The organism is Ochrobactrum sp. Q0168, assembly GCF_016427605.1.
In the GTDB taxonomy this organism is placed as follows: Bacteria; Pseudomonadota; Alphaproteobacteria; order Rhizobiales; family Rhizobiaceae; genus Brucella.
Genome location: NZ_JAELXQ010000007.1, coordinates 61,123 through 80,180, shown reverse-complemented (window position 1 = coordinate 80,180; position 19,058 = coordinate 61,123). Strand labels below are relative to the sequence as shown.

Genomic DNA, 19,058 nt, shown 5'->3' with positions numbered 1-19,058 from the left:
TAATCATGGACTCATTGGCATTCGTGCGCTAGCGTTCACCTCGGGGGTGCCCGCACCGGGGACACGCAACAGTGAAGGCCTGCAAGCATGATCTCAGGGACAGATCTCTTGAGGATCGAAAATCTGAGCATTTCCTTCAGCTTGCTGGGCGGCGAAATCATGGCCGTGAATAAAGCGGACCTTCGTGTCCTGCCGGGCAAAGTCACCGCCCTCGTCGGCGAATCCGGCTCTGGAAAGTCTGTTATAAGTCAGTCGGTTATGGGAATTCTGCCGCGCACTGCGCGTGCGAGTGGGAGAATCCTTTTCCAAGACCCCAGCCTGCCCGGCCAACCGCTTATCGACATTCTCAGTCTGCCAACCGATGGTCCGCAGATACGCGCCTTGCGCGGCAGCCGTATCGGCAAGATTTTTCAGGAGCCGCTCACTTCGTTGTCGCCGCTCCACACAATCGGCAACCAGATTTCCGAAGTGTTGTCGATCCATACCAAAGATACAAAAGCCGAGCGACGTGACAAGACGGAAGAAATGCTTGGACTTGTGGGTTTCCAGAATCCGGCCCGTGCCTACGACAAGTATCCGTTCGAGCTGTCCGGCGGCATGCGCCAGCGCGCCATGATCGCCATGGCGCTCATATGCAAGCCCTCCCTGCTGATTGCCGACGAACCGACCACGGCGCTTGATGTGACCATTCAGGCACAAATCCTCGAATTGCTCGGTGAATTGCGCGCCAAGCTCAACATGGCCATGCTGCTCATCACGCATGATCTCGGCGTCGTTGCCAATGTCGCCGACGAGGTCGTCGTTATCTATCACGGCGAGATCATGGAATCGGGTCCGGTCGAAACGATCTTCCGCAAACCAGCTCACCCCTATCTTAAGGGTCTGATGGCGGCCGTGCCGCATTTCGACATGAAGCCGGGCGAACGACTGAAATCCTTGCGCGACGTGCCTGTCGATGTCACCAAGTTGATGGGCAAGAGCAAGGTCCTCAAAGAGGATCGCAGCAATGTGCTGCTTTCCGTGCGTGATGTCTCCAAGACCTTCGCAGCCCGCAAAACTCTTTTCGCGAAAGATGCCGGACCGCCCACGCGCGCGGTCGATGACGTCAGTTTCGATGTGTTACGCGGCGAATGTTTCGGTCTGGTCGGCGAGAGCGGTTGCGGCAAGACCACGCTGAGCAAAATCCTGATGCGCGCCGTCACGCCGGACGCCGGTTCCGTGACCTTCAATGGCGATACAGGCCCGATTGACGTTCTCGACGCCAGCGGCAGCGACCTGCAGGCGCTGCGAACAAAGATCCAGATGGTGTTTCAGGACCCGGTTTCGTCGCTGTCGCCGCGCATGACAATCCAGAATATTCTCAGCGAACCGCTGGAAATCCACGGGCGTGGAAATACGAAATCCCGGCTGGACAAGGTTGCCGACCTGATGGACGTGGTCGGCCTGAACCGACGCTACCTCAATCGCTATCCGCACGGTCTCTCGGGCGGCCAGCGCCAGCGCGTCGGTATCGCACGCTCCCTGGCGCTCGGGCCGGAACTCATCTTGTGCGATGAGCCCGTATCGGCGCTCGATGTGTCGGTCCAGGCGCAAATCCTCAACCTTCTCAAAGATTTGCAGAAGGAACTCGGGCTCACTTATATCTTCATCTCGCACAATCTGGCGGTGGTGGACTATATGGCCGACCGCATCGCAGTGATGTGTGCCGGGCGGATTGTCGAAATCGCCCCACGTCGCACCTTGATGCGGTCGCCCGTCCATCCCTATACGAAATCGCTGCTCGCAGCTGTTCCGTTCCCCGATCTCGACCGCCCGCTTGACTTTGGTAAACTTCGGACCAGCGGCGCATCCGACAAACGAAACTGGGGTGTTCAGTTCCGCAACGACGGACCGGACGACATGCTGACTCCGATGGATCTGGGCGACGGGCACCTTGTGCTTGCGCGCAAGACGGCAGATGTGCGGGAGTTGAAGCCTTGATCAATCGGCGGACCACTCTCGGCATGCTTGCTTCCTGCTTTCTACCTGGTGTTTCGCGAGCGGATCCGCCGCTGCCAAACTATTCACTGCCGCAGCCGGGCGTGCTGCCCGATCTAGCCGACCGCCTGCCCAAAACACCAAGGATCGTCAACATGGGAGCCCTTGGTCGCAAACCCGGCGTCAATGGCGGTGTTATCCGAACCTTGATCGGCAACCAGAAAGACATACGGCTGATGACGCTCTATGGCTATTCCCGTCTGGTTGGCTATGACGAAAAGCTCAATCTACATGCAGATATTCTCGAAAGCTTCGAGACGGTCGAGGATACGGTTTTCACCTTCAAGATACGTCCCGGGCATTGCTGGTCGGATGGTTCCTATCTGACATCGGAGGATTTCCGCTATTGCTGGGAAGACGTGATGCTCAATACGGAGCTGAAGCGAGGCGGGCCGCCGAGGGTCTTGCTGGTGGATGGAAGGCCGCCCCGGTTCGAGGTCATTGACGAGCTGACGGTCAGATATAGCTGGGACGCTCCCAATCCGGATTTCCTGCCGCAACTGGCGGCGCCACAGGCGCTGACGATTGTTCTGCCGTCGAAATACATGAAGCAGTTTCACAAGGACTATCAGGACAATTTTCGGCTCTCGGCGCTGATGAAGCAATACCGTGTCAAGAAATGGACTGATCTGCACTTTAATATGTCGCGGAGCTATCGCCCCGAAAACCCGGAACTCCCGACGCTCGATCCATGGCGCAACACAACTCCGTCGCCTGCCGAGCAATTCGTTTTTGAGCGCAACCCTTATTTTCATCGTGTCGATGAAAACGGTCTGCAATTGCCCTATGTCGACAAAGTGATCCTGAACATCAGCTCTCCAGCAATCATTGCCGCCAAGACCGGCGCTGGCGAAAGCGATTTGCAGGCGCACGGTCTCGATTTTTCCGACTACGCCTTCCTGAAGGATTCCGAGAAACGATTTCCAGTCAGGGTCAGCTTGTGGAAGCGCACAGAAGGCGCGCGGGTGAGCCTGATGCCCAATCTCAACGCCGGTGATGCCACCTGGCGAGCGCTCTTCTGGGATGTCCGTGTGCGCCGCGCCCTGTCGCTGGCAATCGACCGGACCGAAATCAACAAGGCGGTGTTCTACGGGCTTGCTGTGGATAGTGCCAATGCCATCCTCCCCGAAAGCCCGCTCTATAAACCTGGATACAGAACGGCGTGGAGCGCATATGATCCAGAACAAGCGAACGCCCTGCTGGACGCCGCCGGTTTGCAATTGCGCGATGAGGACGGGATGCGCCTGCTGCCAGACGGTCGCGCCGCAAAGATCGTGGTAGAAACCGCGGGTGAAAGCACGTTGGAGACCGATATCCTCGAGCTTGTCACAGATCACTGGGCGAAGGTCGGCATCTCGCTGTTCATCCGAACATCCCAGCGTGACGTGTTCCGCAGCCGGGCCATGGGTGGCGAAATCATGATGTCCATGTGGTCCGGGCTCGATAACGGCATCCCAACCGCCGATATGAACCCGGGCGAGCTCGCCCCCACATCCGACGACCAATTGCAGTGGCCTGTCTGGGGCATATATTACATGTCGAACGGGATGAAGGGCCATGCCCCGGAAATTCCGGAGGTAAAGCAGCTTATCGCGCTTCTGGACCAATGGCGGGATTCCAGTGAGATGACCGAAAGGGCCGCTATCTGGACGCAGATGCTGGATATCTATTCGCAGCAGGTGTTTTCTATCGGCATCGTCAACAGCACGCCCCAGCCAATCTTGCGCGCGGACAGCCTTCAGAATGTGCCGGATAAAGGGCTCTACGGCTTCGATCCGACCAGCTTTCTCGGGGTTTTTATGCCGGATGCGTTCTGGTATGGAAAGGACGTCTGACGATGCTGCGATATATTCTCTGGCGCATTGCAGCGATGATCCCGACGCTCATAATCATTTCTGCTCTGGTTTTCACCATCATCGAACTTCCACCGGGCGATTATTTCGAAAGTTACGTCTCGGAACTTCGTGCACAGGGCGAAGCTGTCGACATGCAGGAAATCGAAGAGCTGCGCGTCCAGTATGGATTCGATAAGCCGCCGGTGCTGCGCTATTTCCACTGGGTTGCCGGGATGCTGCAGGGGGACTTCGGCTATTCGTTCGAGTATCAGCTTCCCGTCAGTGATGTTGTGGGCGACCGGCTTTGGCTGACAGTGATGGTGTCGTTCTTCACGATTCTCTTCACATGGCTGATTGCTTTCCCGATCGGTATCTATTCGGCGACGCATCAGTATAGCTGGGCGGATTACGGGTTGACACTGATCGGCCTGCTGGGCATTGCCATCCCGAACTTCATGTTCGCGCTGATCCTGATGTATTTCGCCAATATCTGGTTCGGCACCTCGATTGGACATCTCATGGACCAGAAATATCTGGCTGAACCGATGAGTTGGGCCAAGGCATCCTCTATCCTCTCCCATCTCTGGATACCCGTGCTGATTGTCGGCACTGCGGGCACTGCCGGGATGATCCGACGTTTGCGCGCCAATCTTCTCGACGAACTGCAAAAGCAGTATGTGGTGACGGCACGCGCCAAGGGGTTGCATCCGTTCCGCGCATTGGTGAAGTATCCATTGCGCATGGCGCTCAACTTTTTCATCTCGGATATTGGCTCCATCCTGCCTGCGATCATCTCCGGCGCTGAAATCACTGCAATCGTTCTTTCGCTGGAAACGACAGGACCGATGCTTATAAAGGCCTTGCAAAGCCAGGACATGTATCTTGCAGGTTCATTCCTGATGTTTCTTGCAACATTGACTGTGATAGGTGTGTTGATCTCCGATATCGCGCTCGCCTTTCTTGACCCACGTATCAGACTGCAGGGTGGGAGCACAAAGTGACATCATCCCCCCTGCCCGAACCGGGTGCGCCCCTGCCCCACTTTGTCTCGACGGTGCCTTTTGATCCGCATTCGATTGATGTCATGACCGAAGAGCAGAACCGCTTCTATCGGGCATCCCAACTGCAACTGATGTGGTGGAAATTCAAAAAGCACAAGCTGGCGCTCGCCTCTGCCATCTTTCTCGGCGCGCTCTATGTGATGATTGCCTTCGTCGAATTCCTCGCGCCTTACAATCTTCACACACGCAACGTCGATTTCATCTATGCGCCGCCGCAGACGGTCCACCTTTTCGACAACGGCAATTTCGTCGGGCCGTTCGTCTATGGTCGCAAGATGACGCTCGACATGGACACGCTTCGCCGGGTCTATGTCGATCAAAAAGACCAGATCGAGCCGCTGCGGTTTTTCTGCTCTGGCGATCCCTACAAATTCTGGGGTATAGTCGCGACGGATTTACACTTGGTCTGCCCGGCGGAGGGTGGTCAGATGTTCCTTCTTGGCACTGACCGGCTCGGGCGCGATGTGTTGTCGCGCATCCTCTATGGCGCTCGAATTTCGCTGACAATCGGGGTGATCGGCATTGTTATCAGCTTTACGCTGGGAATTGTTATTGGTGGCCTTGCCGGTTACCATGGTGGAGTTTTCGACCTCATCGTCCAGAGAATCATCGAAGTCCTTCAGTCTATTCCAAGCATACCCCTGTGGATGGCACTTGCCGCCATCATGCCGATTACATGGAGCCCGATGCTGATTTACCTCGGTATTACCGCCATCCTTGGACTGCTCGACTGGACTGGACTGGCGCGCGCCGTGCGTTCCAAGTTGCTTTCACTTCGTGAAGAAGATTATGTGCTTGCGGCCCAGTTGATGGGCGCAAAGAGTCCGCGCATTATCGGGCGACATCTCATTCCCGGTTTCATGTCGCACCTGATCGCGACTGCGACCATGTCTATTCCCGGTATGATCCTGGGTGAAACCGCACTGAGCTTTCTCGGACTGGGGCTACGGCCACCGATAACCAGCTGGGGTATCCTTCTGACAGAAGCCCGAAGTGTGAGTGTGATCGTCTTCTACCCCTGGCTGCTGTTCCCGATCATTCCAGTTATCCTGGTTGTTTTGGCCTTCAATTTTCTAGGTGACGGTCTGCGCGATGTCGCTGATCCGTATAGTTGAGGTGGATGTTCATATGATGAAAAATTTCCCATATCACGGCTTACGTCACCTAGAACAGTTCCCGTTAAAACGGAATCGTGGAACCGTTCTATCTAGTTGTTTTTACGCGTTATCCTACGCATCGAAGCGGGATAAGAAATCAGTCCAGCGAATTGATTTCCCCGCGGAGACGCTTCGCAATCTTGCGGGAAATGCTCTAATTGCGGCGAGGTTTGTATGATGACGCGCCGCCTGGAGCATGTCCGCATCCTGATGTATAGTCACGACACGTTTGGACTGGGCCACTTGCGGCGCTGCCGAACGATTGCCCATTCGCTGGTCGAAGACTATCGCGGTTTGAATATTATGATCATATCCGGCGCCACGATTGCCGGTGCATTCGACTACCGCGCGCGCGTCGATTTCGTCAAAATTCCAAGCGTGATCAAGCTACGCAATGGCGAATACCAGTCGATGGAACGGCACACCGATCTCCATGACACACTGAAGATGCGCCAATCGATTATCCGCCATACGGCCGAAACGTTTCAGCCTGATATCTTTATCGTCGATAAAGAACCAATGGGCATGAAAGGCGAAGTCGAGGAGACGCTCACCTATCTCAAGACCCGTGGAGCAACATTGATTCTGGGCCTGCGCGAGGTCATGGATGCACCGCATTTGCTCGATGCCGAGTGGAAGCGCAAAAACGTGATGGAGAAGATCGACAGGTTCTATGACTCGGTATGGGTCTATGGGCCGCCGGATTTCTATGATCCGCTCGTTGGTCTCGACGTCCCCAAGAGCGTCCGCGACAAGATGAGCTTTGTCGGCTTTCTGCAACGCAGCGTCTCCGATCAGGAGGTTCCGGGTCACCGTCCAAAGGGCGACTATATTCTTGTTACGACTGGCGGAGGTGGTGATGGCGCTGATCTCGTCAACGATGTTGTGCGGGCTTACCAGCACGATCATACGCTCCAGCACAAATCGCTGGTCGTGCTCGGACCTTACATGCCCGCGAAAAAGCGCCGCAAGATGATCAGCAAGAGTCAGGCGATCCCTCATATCGAGGTCATCGAATTCGATAACAGGATGGAGGAACTGGTGGCGGGCGCCAAGGCCGTCGTTGCCATGGGTGGCTACAACACCTATTGCGAGATTCTGTCCTTCGACAAGCCGGCATTGATCGTTCCACGTGTCCTTCCGCGCGAAGAACAATTGATCCGGGCCAAACGGGCCGCAGAGCTTGGACTGATCGACATGTTGCTTCCAAGCGAATCCGAAGACCCCGTGCGCATGGCCGCAGCACTCAAAGCTCTGCCCAGCAGGCCCGCACCCTCGAAGAGTGCGCTCAAAGGTTTCAGGCTCGAAGGCTTACCTCATATCTCGCAAATTGTCGGGGATCTGATGGATCGACGTCAGCCGAACCACCTGTCACTCGTCAGGGGATAATCGCGTGTCATATCGCCGGAAAATTGTGGTGGTGCTGAAGGGATATCCGCGCCTGTCTGAAACATTCATCGCCCAGGAATTGCTTGGGTTGGAACAGTCGGGTTTCGATCTGGTTCTCGTGGCACTGCGGCGACCGACGGATAAGAAGACCCATCCCGTGCACGACGAAATTCGTGCACCAGTACATTATCTGCCTGAATATCTCCGCGAGGAACCGCGCCGCGTTCTATCCGCAGTGATCGCCTGCACGACGCGCCCCGGCTTCTGGCGCGGTTTGAAGGCAGTCCTCAAAGATTTTCGGAAAGACCCGACGCGCAATCGTATCAGGCGTTTCGGGCAGGCGGCTGTGCTGGCAGCGGAGTGGCCGGATGGAGCGAAATGGATTCACGCGCATTTTATCCATACCCCAGCATCCGTTGCCGCCTATGCGAGCCAGATCACCGGCATTGGATGGACATGCTCCGCTCACGCCAAGGACATATGGACTTCGCCAGATTGGGAGCTGCAAGGTAAACTTACCAGCACCCGGTGGACCGTCACCTGTACGCATTCGGGCTTTGACCATCTGCGTCAACTGGGAGGCCCTGAGTCCAACGTGCATCTGAGCTACCATGGCCTTGATCTCGCCCGGTTCGGACCTTTTGAGGGCAACCGTTCGCGGCGCAATGGCAGCGATCCCGACGATCCCGTCAGAATCCTGAGCGTTGGCCGCGCCGTCGAGAAAAAGGGCTATGACATTGTGCTGAAAGCACTCAGCCTGCTGCCCAAAGACCTCCACTGGCGGTTCGAGCACATCGGTGATGGCGACAGGATCGCTGGTCTGAAAGCGCTTGCGAGCGAGTTGGGGATTGCCGACAAAATCATCTGGAAGGGCGCGCTCGACCAGAAGGACGTCCTTGCGGGCTATCAAGCCGCCGATATTTTCGTACTTGGCTGCCGGATCACCACGGATGGCGATAGGGATGGTCTGCCGAATGTGTTGGTGGAAGCGTCGAGCCAGGGCCTGATCTCGGTCTCCACCAACATCTCCGGTGTACCGGAACTCTTGGTGGATGGGGAAAATGGTCTGCTCGTTGCGCCTGAGGACCCGGCGGCGTTGGCGGCTGCCATGGAAACTGCGATCCGCGATGCGGATTTCCGCCATAGGTTGGGGCGCGCCGCCGAAAAGCGGGTGCGAACAGAGTTCAACTTCCACAACAGTATCCGTCAATTGAAGTCCTTGTTCGAAACGGAATGGCAGCGAAGCAAATGAGGCATTCGACGGTAAGTCCACGGGTGTTGTTCTATGTCCAGCACCTGCTCGGCATCGGTCATCTTGCGCGCGCCAGCCGCATTGCCCGCGCGCTGACCCAAGATGGTTTCGACGTCACTGTGGTCACCGGCGGCATGCCTGTTCCCGGATTTCCGGGACCGGAAATCAAACATGTGGCGCTACCGGCGATTGCTTCCGGCGACGCCGGTTTTTCGGGCCTTGCCGACGCCTTCGGCAATCCGGTGACCCATGAATTCAAGGTTGCACGCCGTGACCTGCTGCTTGCCACATTTCGCGATATCAGACCCGATATCGTCATCATCGAGGCGTTTCCCTTTGGGCGTCGGCAGGTTCGTTTCGAACTTATCCCCCTGCTCGATGAAATCAGCAGGATGACCCAAAAGCCATTGGTGCTAACCTCATTGCGTGACATCCTGCAGGAGCGCGCCAAGCCCGGTCGCGACGAGGAAAGTGTCGCCACGGTGAAGCGCTATTTCGATCATGTGCTGGTGCATGGCGATCGGCAGTTTGCGCGTCTGGAGGACAGTTTTCCGCTGCACGCGGATATTGCCGACAAGGTAATCTATACCGGTCTCGTCGCAGCACCTCCACCCTCGCCACCATCGGAAACCTTCAATATCGTGGTATCGGCTGGAGGTGGAGCTGTAGGTGCCTTGCTCATCCGTGCAGCGCTTGGGGCCGCGAAGCGCCTGTCGCCCGACCTTTCGTGGTGCATTGTAACCGGTCCCAATCTGTTGCAATCGGATTTTGACGAAATCACAACCGAAGCCCCGGACAATGTCCGTATCTTCCGCTTCCTGCAGAATTTTCCAAACCTGCTGAGGGGGGTTCGCCTGTCCGTCTCGCAAGCGGGATATAATACGGTGTGCGATATCCTCGGTGCAGGTTGCAGATCGTTGCTCATTCCATTTACGGCGGGCGGCGAGACCGAGCAGACGGCACGCGCACGCCATCTGGAAAAGCTGGGCCTTGCGTCCGTTCTCACCGAAGACGAGTTATCAGCGGATAGCATGACCGACGCCATAGGCAAGGCGCTTGCCGCGCCTCGTTTGCCCGCTCACAATCTGGATCTCGACGGCGCGCATCGCACGGCAGAGATCCTGCATGGACTTCTGGCCGCGCGCTAGCTTTTTGTTTTCACGCACATCGTGTCCGAAAACCGTTTCACACTTTTCGGGATGTGCGCTAAACCGTACCGATCAGCATGAATCTGGTATATTTCTTCATGGGCAATGCACCGGCGAAAGCGGTCGTTTCCAACGCCGCCTGAGCGACGAATTCATGCAGCGTCGCGACACAATTCACGTGGGTGGGCTCACTGAAATAGTCGTTCGATTGCAGGAGAACGCGAGTTCCCTTGGGCAACAGTGACAGCCAGGCGGGCAAGTCGGCGATGTGTTCGCAACTGGTGTTGATCACCAGATCGGCCCCAAGTTCCGGATAGGCAAGATCATACATGTCGGCCGTGAATGCCCGAAACCGATCATTCCATGCGCTGTTCAAAGTTTCAGCGACGGCACCAACATCAGGATCGATATCAAAACTGTCGATTGCCTCAATCTCAAAGCGCTGATCATCAAAAAACATCGCGGCCAAAATGCCATACCAGCCACCCAGTATAGCGATGCGGTTGAACTTCCCGCCAAAGGTTTCAAACAGCGATTGCCGCGCCCATATCTTGCAGCCCACTTGCTTGTGATTGAAGGCATTGCCGAGATCCGCCTCGGGGTGGTGGGCAATGACCTTCGACAATCCCTTGATTAACGGGCTTGAAGTATATGCGGCGACACCACGCAGAATGTCAAATGCGCTTTCTTGCCAATCGATGGTCGTCGCGTTTGCGTGGAAGGTGTCTGTCATTGATATGTTCTAGGCTAGACATTTATGGAGTGCAAGTTGCTGAATCTCACCTGTTGTAAGATCGATGACGAAGTCTCGTGATGGTAAACCGGAAATGAAACGGTCGAACATCTGGAAAAGTCTGCCAAAAGCTTCCTGCATCGAGCCGGGCGTAATTGCATTCATACGGGGAGCATAGATGCCCGACACCCATTTGTAAGCCGCGAGATGTGGCTTCGATATAACATCCAGCCCAAGGTCACTCCCCATCCGGACGCGATACCAGTCGCCCAGAAAAGTCATGACTTCTATCCGCGACAGCGAGGTGAAATCAAGCTCATGTTCGATGGCGGAAGCAGCCAGCTGTTGCTGGATATCACTATCGGCAATTGCAGCTTTAAGGTCCGCAATCGCGCCAGAACGAATGGGCCTCTCGACCAACGCCAGAGCTGCCAGATCCAGTAGTCCAAGGGTCTTCACGGCTTCCCCAAGTTCCTCAGGCCACTCACGGCGCAAAAATCGCCTGCCGACAAGATGCGCGAGGTGCTTCGACAGAAATTCCCCATAATTGGCGGATTGAAGCAACGCTCCGGGATTGATCCTGTCCCTTTCCACTTCGGTTGAATATTGGCGGAGGATGTCGGCGTCCAGCTTCATGTCGTCAATGCTTATCGTCTCTATGTCCAGCCGGTGAGGCCCAATGTGGACGATCTTGTACGCGCCGGGGAAAGCGACCAGCGAAGGCACGGATATATTGAACAGAAAGCCATTCGCGTTGCGATGCCGAGCAGTGTCGTTGACGTGGAGATGCCCGCTGAAATGCAGGCGGATACCAGCATCAATCAAGGCATCGCCAACATCCAGTTCCGGGATGCGTCCCAGGAGGCTCGTTTGCCCGAGGACGGCTCGTTCGTCATGTCGTGTGCTGTCCAGCGGATCAAGCGCCGGATAATGCGAAAAAGCGATGACCGTCTTTCCCAGTGTCCGGGCCCGATCCGTAACCGATCGTATCCAGTCCAGAATAAAGCGTTTGTGGACCAGCATAGCGTTCCATCCGGCATCGGTGCTGTCTGTGAACGCTCCCTCCCCATCGCCGGTTTCTCGATCCACCGGCACAAACACATTGGCATCGATCATCAGCATCCAGACACCGTCGAATGGCTCGATGAGATAGGACGCATCCATCAGCCTGCGAACCGTCAGGCCATCAGGCGAGCGGATTTCGAACTCTCTCGCCGATGGATGATCGTCAATGCCAAAAGGGGTCTCCCAATGCAAATAGTCCGGCTTTCGAAAAAACCCGACATCGCCCAGCGAACGCAACCCCTCCGGATATCCCGCGCAATACATGCTCACGCTGATAATCACGGCATCGTCGTCGGGAGCGGCCTTACGCTTCGGATTGCTCGTCACTAGATCGCGACCGCCGCGTGCATTCAAAAAGCGTTTCGACCGGTGCCTCCCGCCGGGACCAAATATATCGTGATTACCGGGCACGGCGTAGAACCGCATCCCGAAGCGCCGGGCATAATCGTCGAGACGTTTCCGCAGAGCTGCCATCGTTGCCAACTGACCGTCATCCGAATAGTCGCCCAGAAGGACCACATGGCGGATTCCCCGCGCAGCTATATCATCCAGTGCGTATGGCAATGCTGCGGAACTCTCGTTGAATACCCGCGTCGAACGCACTGTATTGGCGAATGGGCGTAACGCCATAGCCCGGTCGCTTACTGTGAACCCAGCGGCGCCATAGTCGCCAAAAATATCGTGGAAATGCGCGTCGGCAATCACGGCAATGGACGGGAGCTCAGATGCCATCCTCTAGAGATTTCCTTTCCATCGTCTCGTGCTTCATACCACTGACAAGAGTGCTAGATATTTAGTAGTAACGTAGATTCGGTACTCGCATATGCTTCGCCGCATGGTTAACATGCCATGATTGCGACTAAACCGGAAACCGTCGGACAGACGTTGATTTTCTTGTCGGATGACCCTCGCACCAACGGAGCAGCGGTCTTGGGAACTGGACGACGGGAGAAAGAAGAGGGACACAGTGTTTCGGGTGCGTTTTTGGGGCGTGCGGGGCAGCCTGCCGGTTTCGGGGCCGGATTTCCAGCGATATGGCGGCAATACTGTCTGCATAGAGATGCAATGTGGTGAACACAGATTGTTGTTCGATGCCGGATCTGGTCTCCTCCCCGCCGGAAAATCATTGCTCGCCGAAGGCATTTCGAATTTCAACCTGTTCTTTTCGCATTGTCATTACGACCACATTATCGGTCTGCCCTATTTCGCGCCGCTCTTTGATGCCGGCTCGGCGGTGGAACTCTGGTCCGGCCCTATGTATGGCAAGATGAGCACAAGCGAGATTGTCTCGGAATTTATTCGCCCCCCCTGGTTTCCCGTTGAAATAGATATCTGTCCCGCGAAAATGATCTGCCGGGATTTTCAATCGGGCGACGTTTTGCAGCCCCATCCCGATGTTGAGATCAGGACCGGAAGGCTCAATCATCCTGGCGGCGCCATCGGCTATCGGGTGCAATGGGGCGGGCGCTCGGTCGCGCTGATCACCGATACAGAGCATGAACCCGGCATTCTTGATCCCGCCGTGCTGGATTTGATTCAGGGCGCAGACCTTTTCCTCTACGACACCACCTATACTGACGAAGAAATGGCGCGGCATGTTGGCTACGGACACTCGTCATGGCAGCACGCCATTCGGCTCGCCAAAGCAGCCGACGCAAAGAACGTCGCTTTCATCCATCATTCGCCGCTCCGCACGGACGCTGAGCTCGAGGCGATTGATCGATTGGCGGCGAGTGAGTTTGCTGGCGCCTTCACGGCCCGTGAGGGTCAGACCTTCAACGTCTAAGCCTGAAGCTGAACGAGCATATCCGGTAGTGCGATCCAGCAGCCGGCGGGATGAGATGCTGTTTGAGCGAATAACACCTCAAGAAACTGCCAAGCGGATTCATCGTGGACCAGATGATGGGTCAGAAAGCCCATGCTCCCGTCATCGTCGAACATCACCTGCAGACGACGAACAATATCGTCAATCAGCGCCGCGTGATCACGGGCGCCCCGTGTTCCATGCCAGTCCATCAGATCGACATGGGTGTTGATCATCGGCAGTGGACCTTCTTTCTCCGCTCCGAAAACCGAAAGGGCGTCGTATCCAAGACCTGCGAGCACGCCTATCAATGGTGGCGCGATGCGATTCCATGGCGGCACCAGAACGGGGACGAAGTGACCCGCATGGAGCGCCTCAAGACGGGTTAAACCGGCTTTCAGCTCGGCTGTGACCATTTCAATCGGCCTGTGTAGGCCGAGTTCTTGCTTCTTCTCACCCTCGCTGGCAAAATTAGTGTGCGACCACCCGTGGACCACGACTGTCGCCAGCGGCCAGTTGCCGAGATACTCTGCAAGCGGCTGCCCCGTCGTTTCAGGGATCACGGCCAAAGCGACTGGAACAGAATGGCGTGCGCTCAGATCAAGTAGTTGCGTCAAGGCCGGTGTCGGAGCGACGGCATCGTCATCACGCAGCCAGAAATCTGCGCGTTTGCCAGCTTTATACCATCGGTCCAATTCGCGGTTCAGTGGCTCCCAGATATCAGTTACCATTAAAAAATGCCCACATGCTGTTTGAGAATATCGTCAAGACGTCGGGACGCCACTTCCAGAGACCGCTCGTCGCGCACGAATTGCCGCGCTGCAAAGGCCATATCGTTGCGCATCTCGGCATTCGCCAGAACTGCGCGTATCGCGTGAGCATATGCCACCACATCGCCCGGTGGGGTGAGAATGCCAGTCCGCCCACCAACGACAACTTCCGGCACACCGGCAATGGCCTGAGCGACAACGGGCAAATCAGCCGCCTGTGCTTCCAAATAAGCCAATCCGTAAGCCTCGCCGCAACCCGGCCACACGTAAAGAGCACTTTGCGCGAACAGCGCCGCGATTTCAGATGGCCCCCTTTCCCCGTGCCAGTGAATTCTTTCAGGCGGAAAGCGAGCAAACAACGTCTCCACCTCTGCGCGACAGGCACCGTCGCCGACAATGGAAAGTGACCACGGAATAACATCAAGCAGTTCCAGCGCTCCTGCCAGCATCCGATAGCTGTCCATTTTGTCGCCGCTGCGCATCATCGCCACCGTTATCAGCCTGCCCGGCTTTGGCCGTGGCACGACCTCGGTAAACATGGCACAGTCGATAAACGGTGCCAGCATCGCGACGCGGGCTCCGGGCAATGCCTCTTGCAACCCTTTTCGGTCGCGTTCGGTCATGCAGATATTGACTGCGGCTTGATCGAGAGTTTTCAATAAATTTTGCTGTATCGTCGTCCATATCCCAATGTTGCGCCTTGGGGAATGCGATGCTTCTGCTGTCACATAGGCTATGCCGAATGACGCTGAAAGTGTCGGTCCGAGCAAATCGGGAGCCTTGTAATAAGGATGATATGTGAGCCACAGATCGGGGACGCCGTTGCATCGCCAGAGTGCTGAAACCTTTGCAATCTCCCGTTCAGCCTGCGCCTGGAGACCTGCAAATACTTCGAGTGACGGGGCGTTCATGTAGCTGCGGAACTCCGATACGACTTCCACCTCATGGCCAGCACGCTCTAATCCGGCAATAAGCAGCCTCGCCATCAGCCGGTCTCCTGATGGAACCGGATGATAAGGCGATTTCAACGGAGAATAGAAAGCGATCTTCATTGGGCGGTCAATCTGGTCGTGTATGCTGCACTGCATTTCATTGTATTATTAGTGCACGTCCTGAAAAGTGTGAACCGATTTTCGAATAAGATGTGCGTTAAAACAAACAGTTAGAGCGCAGATCTGATCCAATCAGATCGAAACGCGCTCTAACGAGCCGTTTTGGTTCATGAAGTCAAAGATTGATACTGTTTGTTTCGCTTGCAGCCATACCCAAATGCAAAACCTAAAGTTTCGAGATCAAGTTTCATTCATCATCATCTCGATATTGTTCCGGTTTGATTGACGCTACGGACGAACACCGCGAGTTCCAATAACGCGTTATGATAGCATCTCAAGCGATTTCGCGAGTTCGGAGACGAGCGGGGAAGGATCATCGGCCGTATATATGCCAAATTCGGCGACCGGCGCTATGGGCAGATTATATCTTCCATTTATAGTCTCGCAATCTGGCGTGAGCGCTTCGGAGAACAGCACTCCAATGCCCAACCCACCCCGCAGGGCCGCTAACATGGCGGGCAAGCTCTTCACACGACAGCCAACAGTCCATGCAATGCCTGCTTCTGCAAGAGAGGCGATCATACGGTCCTGCCACGAACAGGATGTTTCAAAAAGCACGACAGGAAGCGGCCCCTTTTCATCCACATCAAGCAATCGGCTTGCACACCAGACAAGTTGATAAGACAAGAAACTTATTGGCGACCGAGTGAACCGAGCTGGATCAGCAACAACGATGTCGGTTCGTCCTTCATCAAAGGAACGCGCAAGCTGTGCCGAGTTGGATGAACTTAGTTCAATGTCCACCGACGGATGCTTCTGCCTGAACTGGGCAATTGCCCCTGGAAGACGCGTGACGGCCAAGTCTTCAAAGAGACCCAGCCGAATACGCCCCACCAACTTCTTATCGACCAATCCACGCTGCATATCCTCAGTCAGCGCGATGACCCTTCGCGCATAAGCTAAAAAGCTCTCTCCTGCTTCAGTCAGAGAAACGCCGCGAGAGGATCGCGTGAACAGTTCTCTATCCAGCTCCTTTTCTATCCGCTGCAATTGCATGCTGACCGCAGCCTGCGTGCGCGCAAGACGATCGGCTGCCTTGCTCAAGGTGCCGGTTTCAGCCACGGCGATGAACATCCTGAGCAGCCGAAGATCGTAGCTTGCATCCATAAAAAATCCTTATGTCTGACTAAGAATTATAAGGATACACGAGGAGAGCAGCCCTTGGCAATATCAGATCAGAAACCTGGAATGGAGCATCAAATGTCCCACTATGAAGATCGACTGGCTGCTTGTGGTATCGACTGGCCACAACTATCCCGGCCCGAATTACCCTTCTCGCCAACAACGAAAGTCGGCAACATTCTGTATGTGTCAGGCCAGATACCCGAAAAAGGCGATAACATTGCTCATATCGGACAGATTGGTCGTGAGATTGATATAGAAACGGCACTCGAGAGTGCAAAACTTTGCGCCGCGAATGTCATATTCTGGGCCAATGCAGCGCTTGATGGCAATCTTGATCGTGTCGTCCGGCTCGTCAAGCTTACGGTTTTCATTAATGCTGTACCTGGGTTCACGGCCTATTCGCAGATCGGCAACGGCGCTTCGCAAATCATGAATGCGGTCTTCGGCGAACGGGGCAACCATGCGCGCTCTGCCATCGGCGTGGCGGGACTACCGGCGAATGTGCCGGTCGAAGTCGAAGCCGTTTTCCACATTCGTTGATCAAAGGACCCGCAAATGTCCGTCGTGCATTTCAACCATAGCGGGGCCGGGCTGCCTTCCCCAGAAACGGTTCAGGCAGTCGTTGACCATCTGCGCCTGGAAGCAGAACGCGGTCCAATGGAGGCGGGTGCGCTTGCATCAGATGCCATCAGGAATAGCTATCAGGTGGCGGCACAGCTTTTGGGCTGCGCTCCGCAGGATGTGGCTTTCGGAACCAGTCATGGTCAGCTTTATGGCAACCTGATCGCTTCGATACCGCTATCGGCTGGCGACAAGATTTTTGTCTGCCGTCAGGAATGGATTGGCAATGTTCTGTGTCTTCAACGGTCCGCAAATTTAAGTGGTGCATCGCTATCCTTAATGGCATCAGATGATACGAGCGCGGTAGACCCTATCGCACTCGGTGAAAGCCTCTCATCGGAGGTTCGCATTGTCGCTCTAACCTGGATTGGAGCAGGAAGCGCATTGATCAATCCGGCAGCCGCGATTGGCGCGGCTATCCGTCAGGCCGGTTCATCAGCGTTTTTTATCATAGATGCAAGCCAGGCGATTGGTCAGGTGCCGATCAATGTTGCCGAGATAGGCTGTGATGCCCTGATCGCGTGCGGGCGGAAATTTCTGCGCGGGCCACGCGGAACGGCATTGGCATATATTTCTCCCCGCCTTGCAGCAGAGATCGTGCCGCGCAGCATCGACAACGTGTCCTCAACTTTGAGCAACGGTAACGTTGTGGTGGCAAACAGTGCTCAGGCTTTTGAGTTCGGGGAGGAATCAGTAGCTCTGAAACTCGGCCTCGGCAAAGCAATCGAACAAGCCCTTAGCCTGGGTGTGGACCGCATCCGGTTAAAACTTCACCACAAAGCAGCTATTCTTCGACAAGCACTTGCTGTAGTGCCGGGCGTCCAGCTGCTCGATCTCGGAAACAGCAAAGGCGCTGCTGTCACCTTTGCAATCAATGGCGTTGCCTGTGCAACCGCAAAGCAACGCCTCGCTGATCAGGGTATCAATATTGGCATGAACGGACCCGGTTACACGCCTTACGACATGTCGATACGCGGGATTTCGGAGCTACTTCGAGCCTCCGTGCATTTGAGCACCACCGATGACGATATCGCTTTGATCGTCAATGCAACCAGATCAATCAGTCAAACCAGTTTTTGAGTTAGAGTATAACCATGGATGACAAAAGGCAGACCGCGCTTCTTTTGGGGGGAAGCAAAGGACTTGGATTAGGCGTTGCGGAAGCTCTGGCGAAGCAGGGTGTGAATATCGTCCTCGTCGGCAGAGACAAGATTGCATTGCGCACAGCGGAAGAGCGCCTCGGCACATATGCGGGTTCAGTGGTGACTTTTACCTGCGATCTCAACTATCCTAGCAGTGTTTCAAGAATGATGGAGAATGTGGACAGCGCCGTCGGCAGTGTGGATATCCTGCTTCTCAATGGCGGAGGTCCCGCCCCGGTAGCTGCATCACGATATGACGAAGCTTACTGGAATACGCAGATCAGAAGCATGTTCCTCAGCCAGATCGAGATCACCGCTCACTATCTGCCAGCAATGCGTGAACGTCGTTTCGGTCGGATCATCGCGGTATCCTCGACAAGCATCCGCGAACCCATTCCCAATCTCGCCGCGTCCAATGCCTTGAGATCAGCCCTGGCGGGATGGGCCAAGACGCTTGCAAGTGAAGTGGCCGGAGATGGCGTAACCGTCAATGTCGTCATGCCGGGCCGGTTTGCGACACACCGGACCACGCGTCTGGACGAGCTGGACGCTGCCGAACGCGGCGTGGATTCGGCTGTCATCGCAGCCGAAAGCCAGAGAGAAATTCCAATCGGACGCTACGGTACGCCAGAGGAGTTCGGCGAGGTCGTGGCTTTCCTTGCGAGCAAAGCGGCGAGCTATGTCAATGGCGTGGCATTGCCAATTGATGGCGGCCTCAGTCGTTCGATGCTCTGACACGCGTAGGATCCATTCGGTGTTTCTACATGTGTCTTGCCCATTAGAAACCCGCTTGCGCCAGGAACCGCA

Annotated in this window: 16 protein-coding genes; 11 read left to right on the top strand and 5 right to left on the bottom strand. The window is 55.6% G+C overall.

Annotated elements, in window-relative coordinates; genetic code table 11:
• The first annotated feature begins 87 nt into the window (after nt 1-87).
• The 7 genes from JAU75_RS14090 to JAU75_RS14060 all read left to right on the top strand — a co-directional run bounded on the left by JAU75_RS14090 (nt 88) and on the right by JAU75_RS14060 (nt 9,879).
• Nucleotides 88-1,980, top strand: a complete 1,893-nt coding sequence (locus tag JAU75_RS14090) for an ABC transporter ATP-binding protein (RefSeq protein ID WP_199057140.1) — start codon at nt 88-90, stop codon at nt 1,978-1,980.
• Nucleotides 1,977-3,872 carry an ABC transporter substrate-binding protein gene (locus JAU75_RS14085; protein WP_371836178.1) on the top strand — a complete coding sequence of 632 codons (1,896 nt, stop codon included), beginning with the start codon at nt 1,977-1,979 and terminating at the stop codon, nt 3,870-3,872. The genes JAU75_RS14090 and JAU75_RS14085 overlap by 4 nt, the downstream gene beginning before the upstream one ends.
• Before the next feature lie 2 nt (nt 3,873-3,874).
• A complete protein-coding gene (locus tag JAU75_RS14080) occupies nt 3,875-4,873 on the top strand; it encodes an ABC transporter permease (RefSeq protein WP_199057139.1) in 999 nt (332 codons plus the stop codon).
• Nucleotides 4,870-6,048, top strand: a complete 1,179-nt coding sequence (locus JAU75_RS14075) for an ABC transporter permease (protein ID WP_199057138.1) — start codon at nt 4,870-4,872, stop codon at nt 6,046-6,048. The genes JAU75_RS14080 and JAU75_RS14075 overlap by 4 nt, the downstream gene beginning before the upstream one ends.
• 219 nt (nt 6,049-6,267) lie before the next feature.
• Complete coding sequence (locus JAU75_RS14070; RefSeq protein ID WP_199057273.1) at nt 6,268-7,479, top strand: glycosyltransferase family protein; 1,212 nt, start codon at nt 6,268-6,270, stop codon at nt 7,477-7,479.
• 4 nt (nt 7,480-7,483) lie between these two features.
• Nucleotides 7,484-8,731 (top strand): glycosyltransferase, encoded by a 1,248-nt coding sequence (locus tag JAU75_RS14065; RefSeq protein WP_199057137.1) that lies wholly within the window; start codon nt 7,484-7,486, stop codon nt 8,729-8,731.
• The gene (locus tag JAU75_RS14060; RefSeq protein ID WP_247880501.1) at nt 8,713-9,879 is read left to right on the top strand and encodes a glycosyltransferase; all 1,167 of its coding nucleotides are present in this window, start codon (nt 8,713-8,715) and stop codon (nt 9,877-9,879) included. Before JAU75_RS14065 ends, JAU75_RS14060 begins: the two co-directional genes overlap by 19 nt.
• Before the next feature lie 58 nt (nt 9,880-9,937).
• Here JAU75_RS14060 and JAU75_RS14055 read toward each other — a convergent pair whose 3' ends face one another.
• Nucleotides 9,938-10,612: a class I SAM-dependent methyltransferase gene (locus tag JAU75_RS14055; RefSeq protein WP_199057136.1), complete on the bottom strand. Its 675-nt coding sequence runs from the start codon at nt 10,610-10,612 to the stop codon at nt 9,938-9,940.
• A gap of 9 nt (nt 10,613-10,621) precedes the next feature.
• Entirely contained in the window at nt 10,622-12,409 is a 1,788-nt protein-coding gene (locus tag JAU75_RS14050; protein WP_199057135.1) for a metallophosphoesterase, read from the bottom strand.
• Between the two features lie 169 nt (nt 12,410-12,578).
• Here JAU75_RS14050 and JAU75_RS14045 point away from each other — a divergent pair, with 169 nt between their 5' ends.
• Nucleotides 12,579-13,463, top strand: a complete 885-nt coding sequence (locus JAU75_RS14045; RefSeq protein WP_199057134.1) for an MBL fold metallo-hydrolase — start codon at nt 12,579-12,581, stop codon at nt 13,461-13,463.
• On the opposite strand, the gene JAU75_RS14040 is transcribed toward JAU75_RS14045, so the two are convergent.
• The 3 genes from JAU75_RS14040 to JAU75_RS14030 all read right to left on the bottom strand — a co-directional run bounded on the left by JAU75_RS14040 (nt 13,460) and on the right by JAU75_RS14030 (nt 16,470).
• A complete protein-coding gene (locus tag JAU75_RS14040; RefSeq protein WP_199057133.1) occupies nt 13,460-14,212 on the bottom strand; it encodes a polysaccharide deacetylase family protein in 753 nt (250 codons plus the stop codon). The two genes, JAU75_RS14045 and JAU75_RS14040, sit on opposite strands and share 4 nt — an antisense overlap.
• Nucleotides 14,212-15,303 carry a glycosyltransferase family 4 protein gene (locus tag JAU75_RS14035; protein WP_199057132.1) on the bottom strand — a complete coding sequence of 364 codons (1,092 nt, stop codon included), beginning with the start codon at nt 15,301-15,303 and terminating at the stop codon, nt 14,212-14,214. The genes JAU75_RS14040 and JAU75_RS14035 overlap by 1 nt, the downstream gene beginning before the upstream one ends.
• Before the next feature lie 321 nt (nt 15,304-15,624).
• Nucleotides 15,625-16,470, bottom strand: coding sequence for a LysR family transcriptional regulator (locus tag JAU75_RS14030; RefSeq protein WP_199057131.1), 846 nt, complete (start codon nt 16,468-16,470; stop codon nt 15,625-15,627).
• Between the two features lie 93 nt (nt 16,471-16,563).
• On the opposite strand from JAU75_RS14030, the gene JAU75_RS14025 reads away from it, so the two are divergent.
• Genes JAU75_RS14025 through JAU75_RS14015 form a run of 3 tightly spaced genes read left to right on the top strand, consistent with a single transcriptional unit; the run spans nt 16,564 to nt 18,986 of the window.
• Nucleotides 16,564-17,028, top strand: a complete 465-nt coding sequence (locus JAU75_RS14025) for a RidA family protein (protein WP_199057130.1) — start codon at nt 16,564-16,566, stop codon at nt 17,026-17,028.
• Between the two features lie 15 nt (nt 17,029-17,043).
• The gene (locus tag JAU75_RS14020) at nt 17,044-18,189 is read left to right on the top strand and encodes an aminotransferase class V-fold PLP-dependent enzyme (protein WP_199057129.1); all 1,146 of its coding nucleotides are present in this window, start codon (nt 17,044-17,046) and stop codon (nt 18,187-18,189) included.
• Nucleotides 18,190-18,203: 14 nt separating this feature from the next.
• Nucleotides 18,204-18,986 (top strand): SDR family oxidoreductase, encoded by a 783-nt coding sequence (locus tag JAU75_RS14015; RefSeq protein WP_199057128.1) that lies wholly within the window; start codon nt 18,204-18,206, stop codon nt 18,984-18,986.
• Nucleotides 18,987-19,058: the final 72 nt, after the last annotated feature.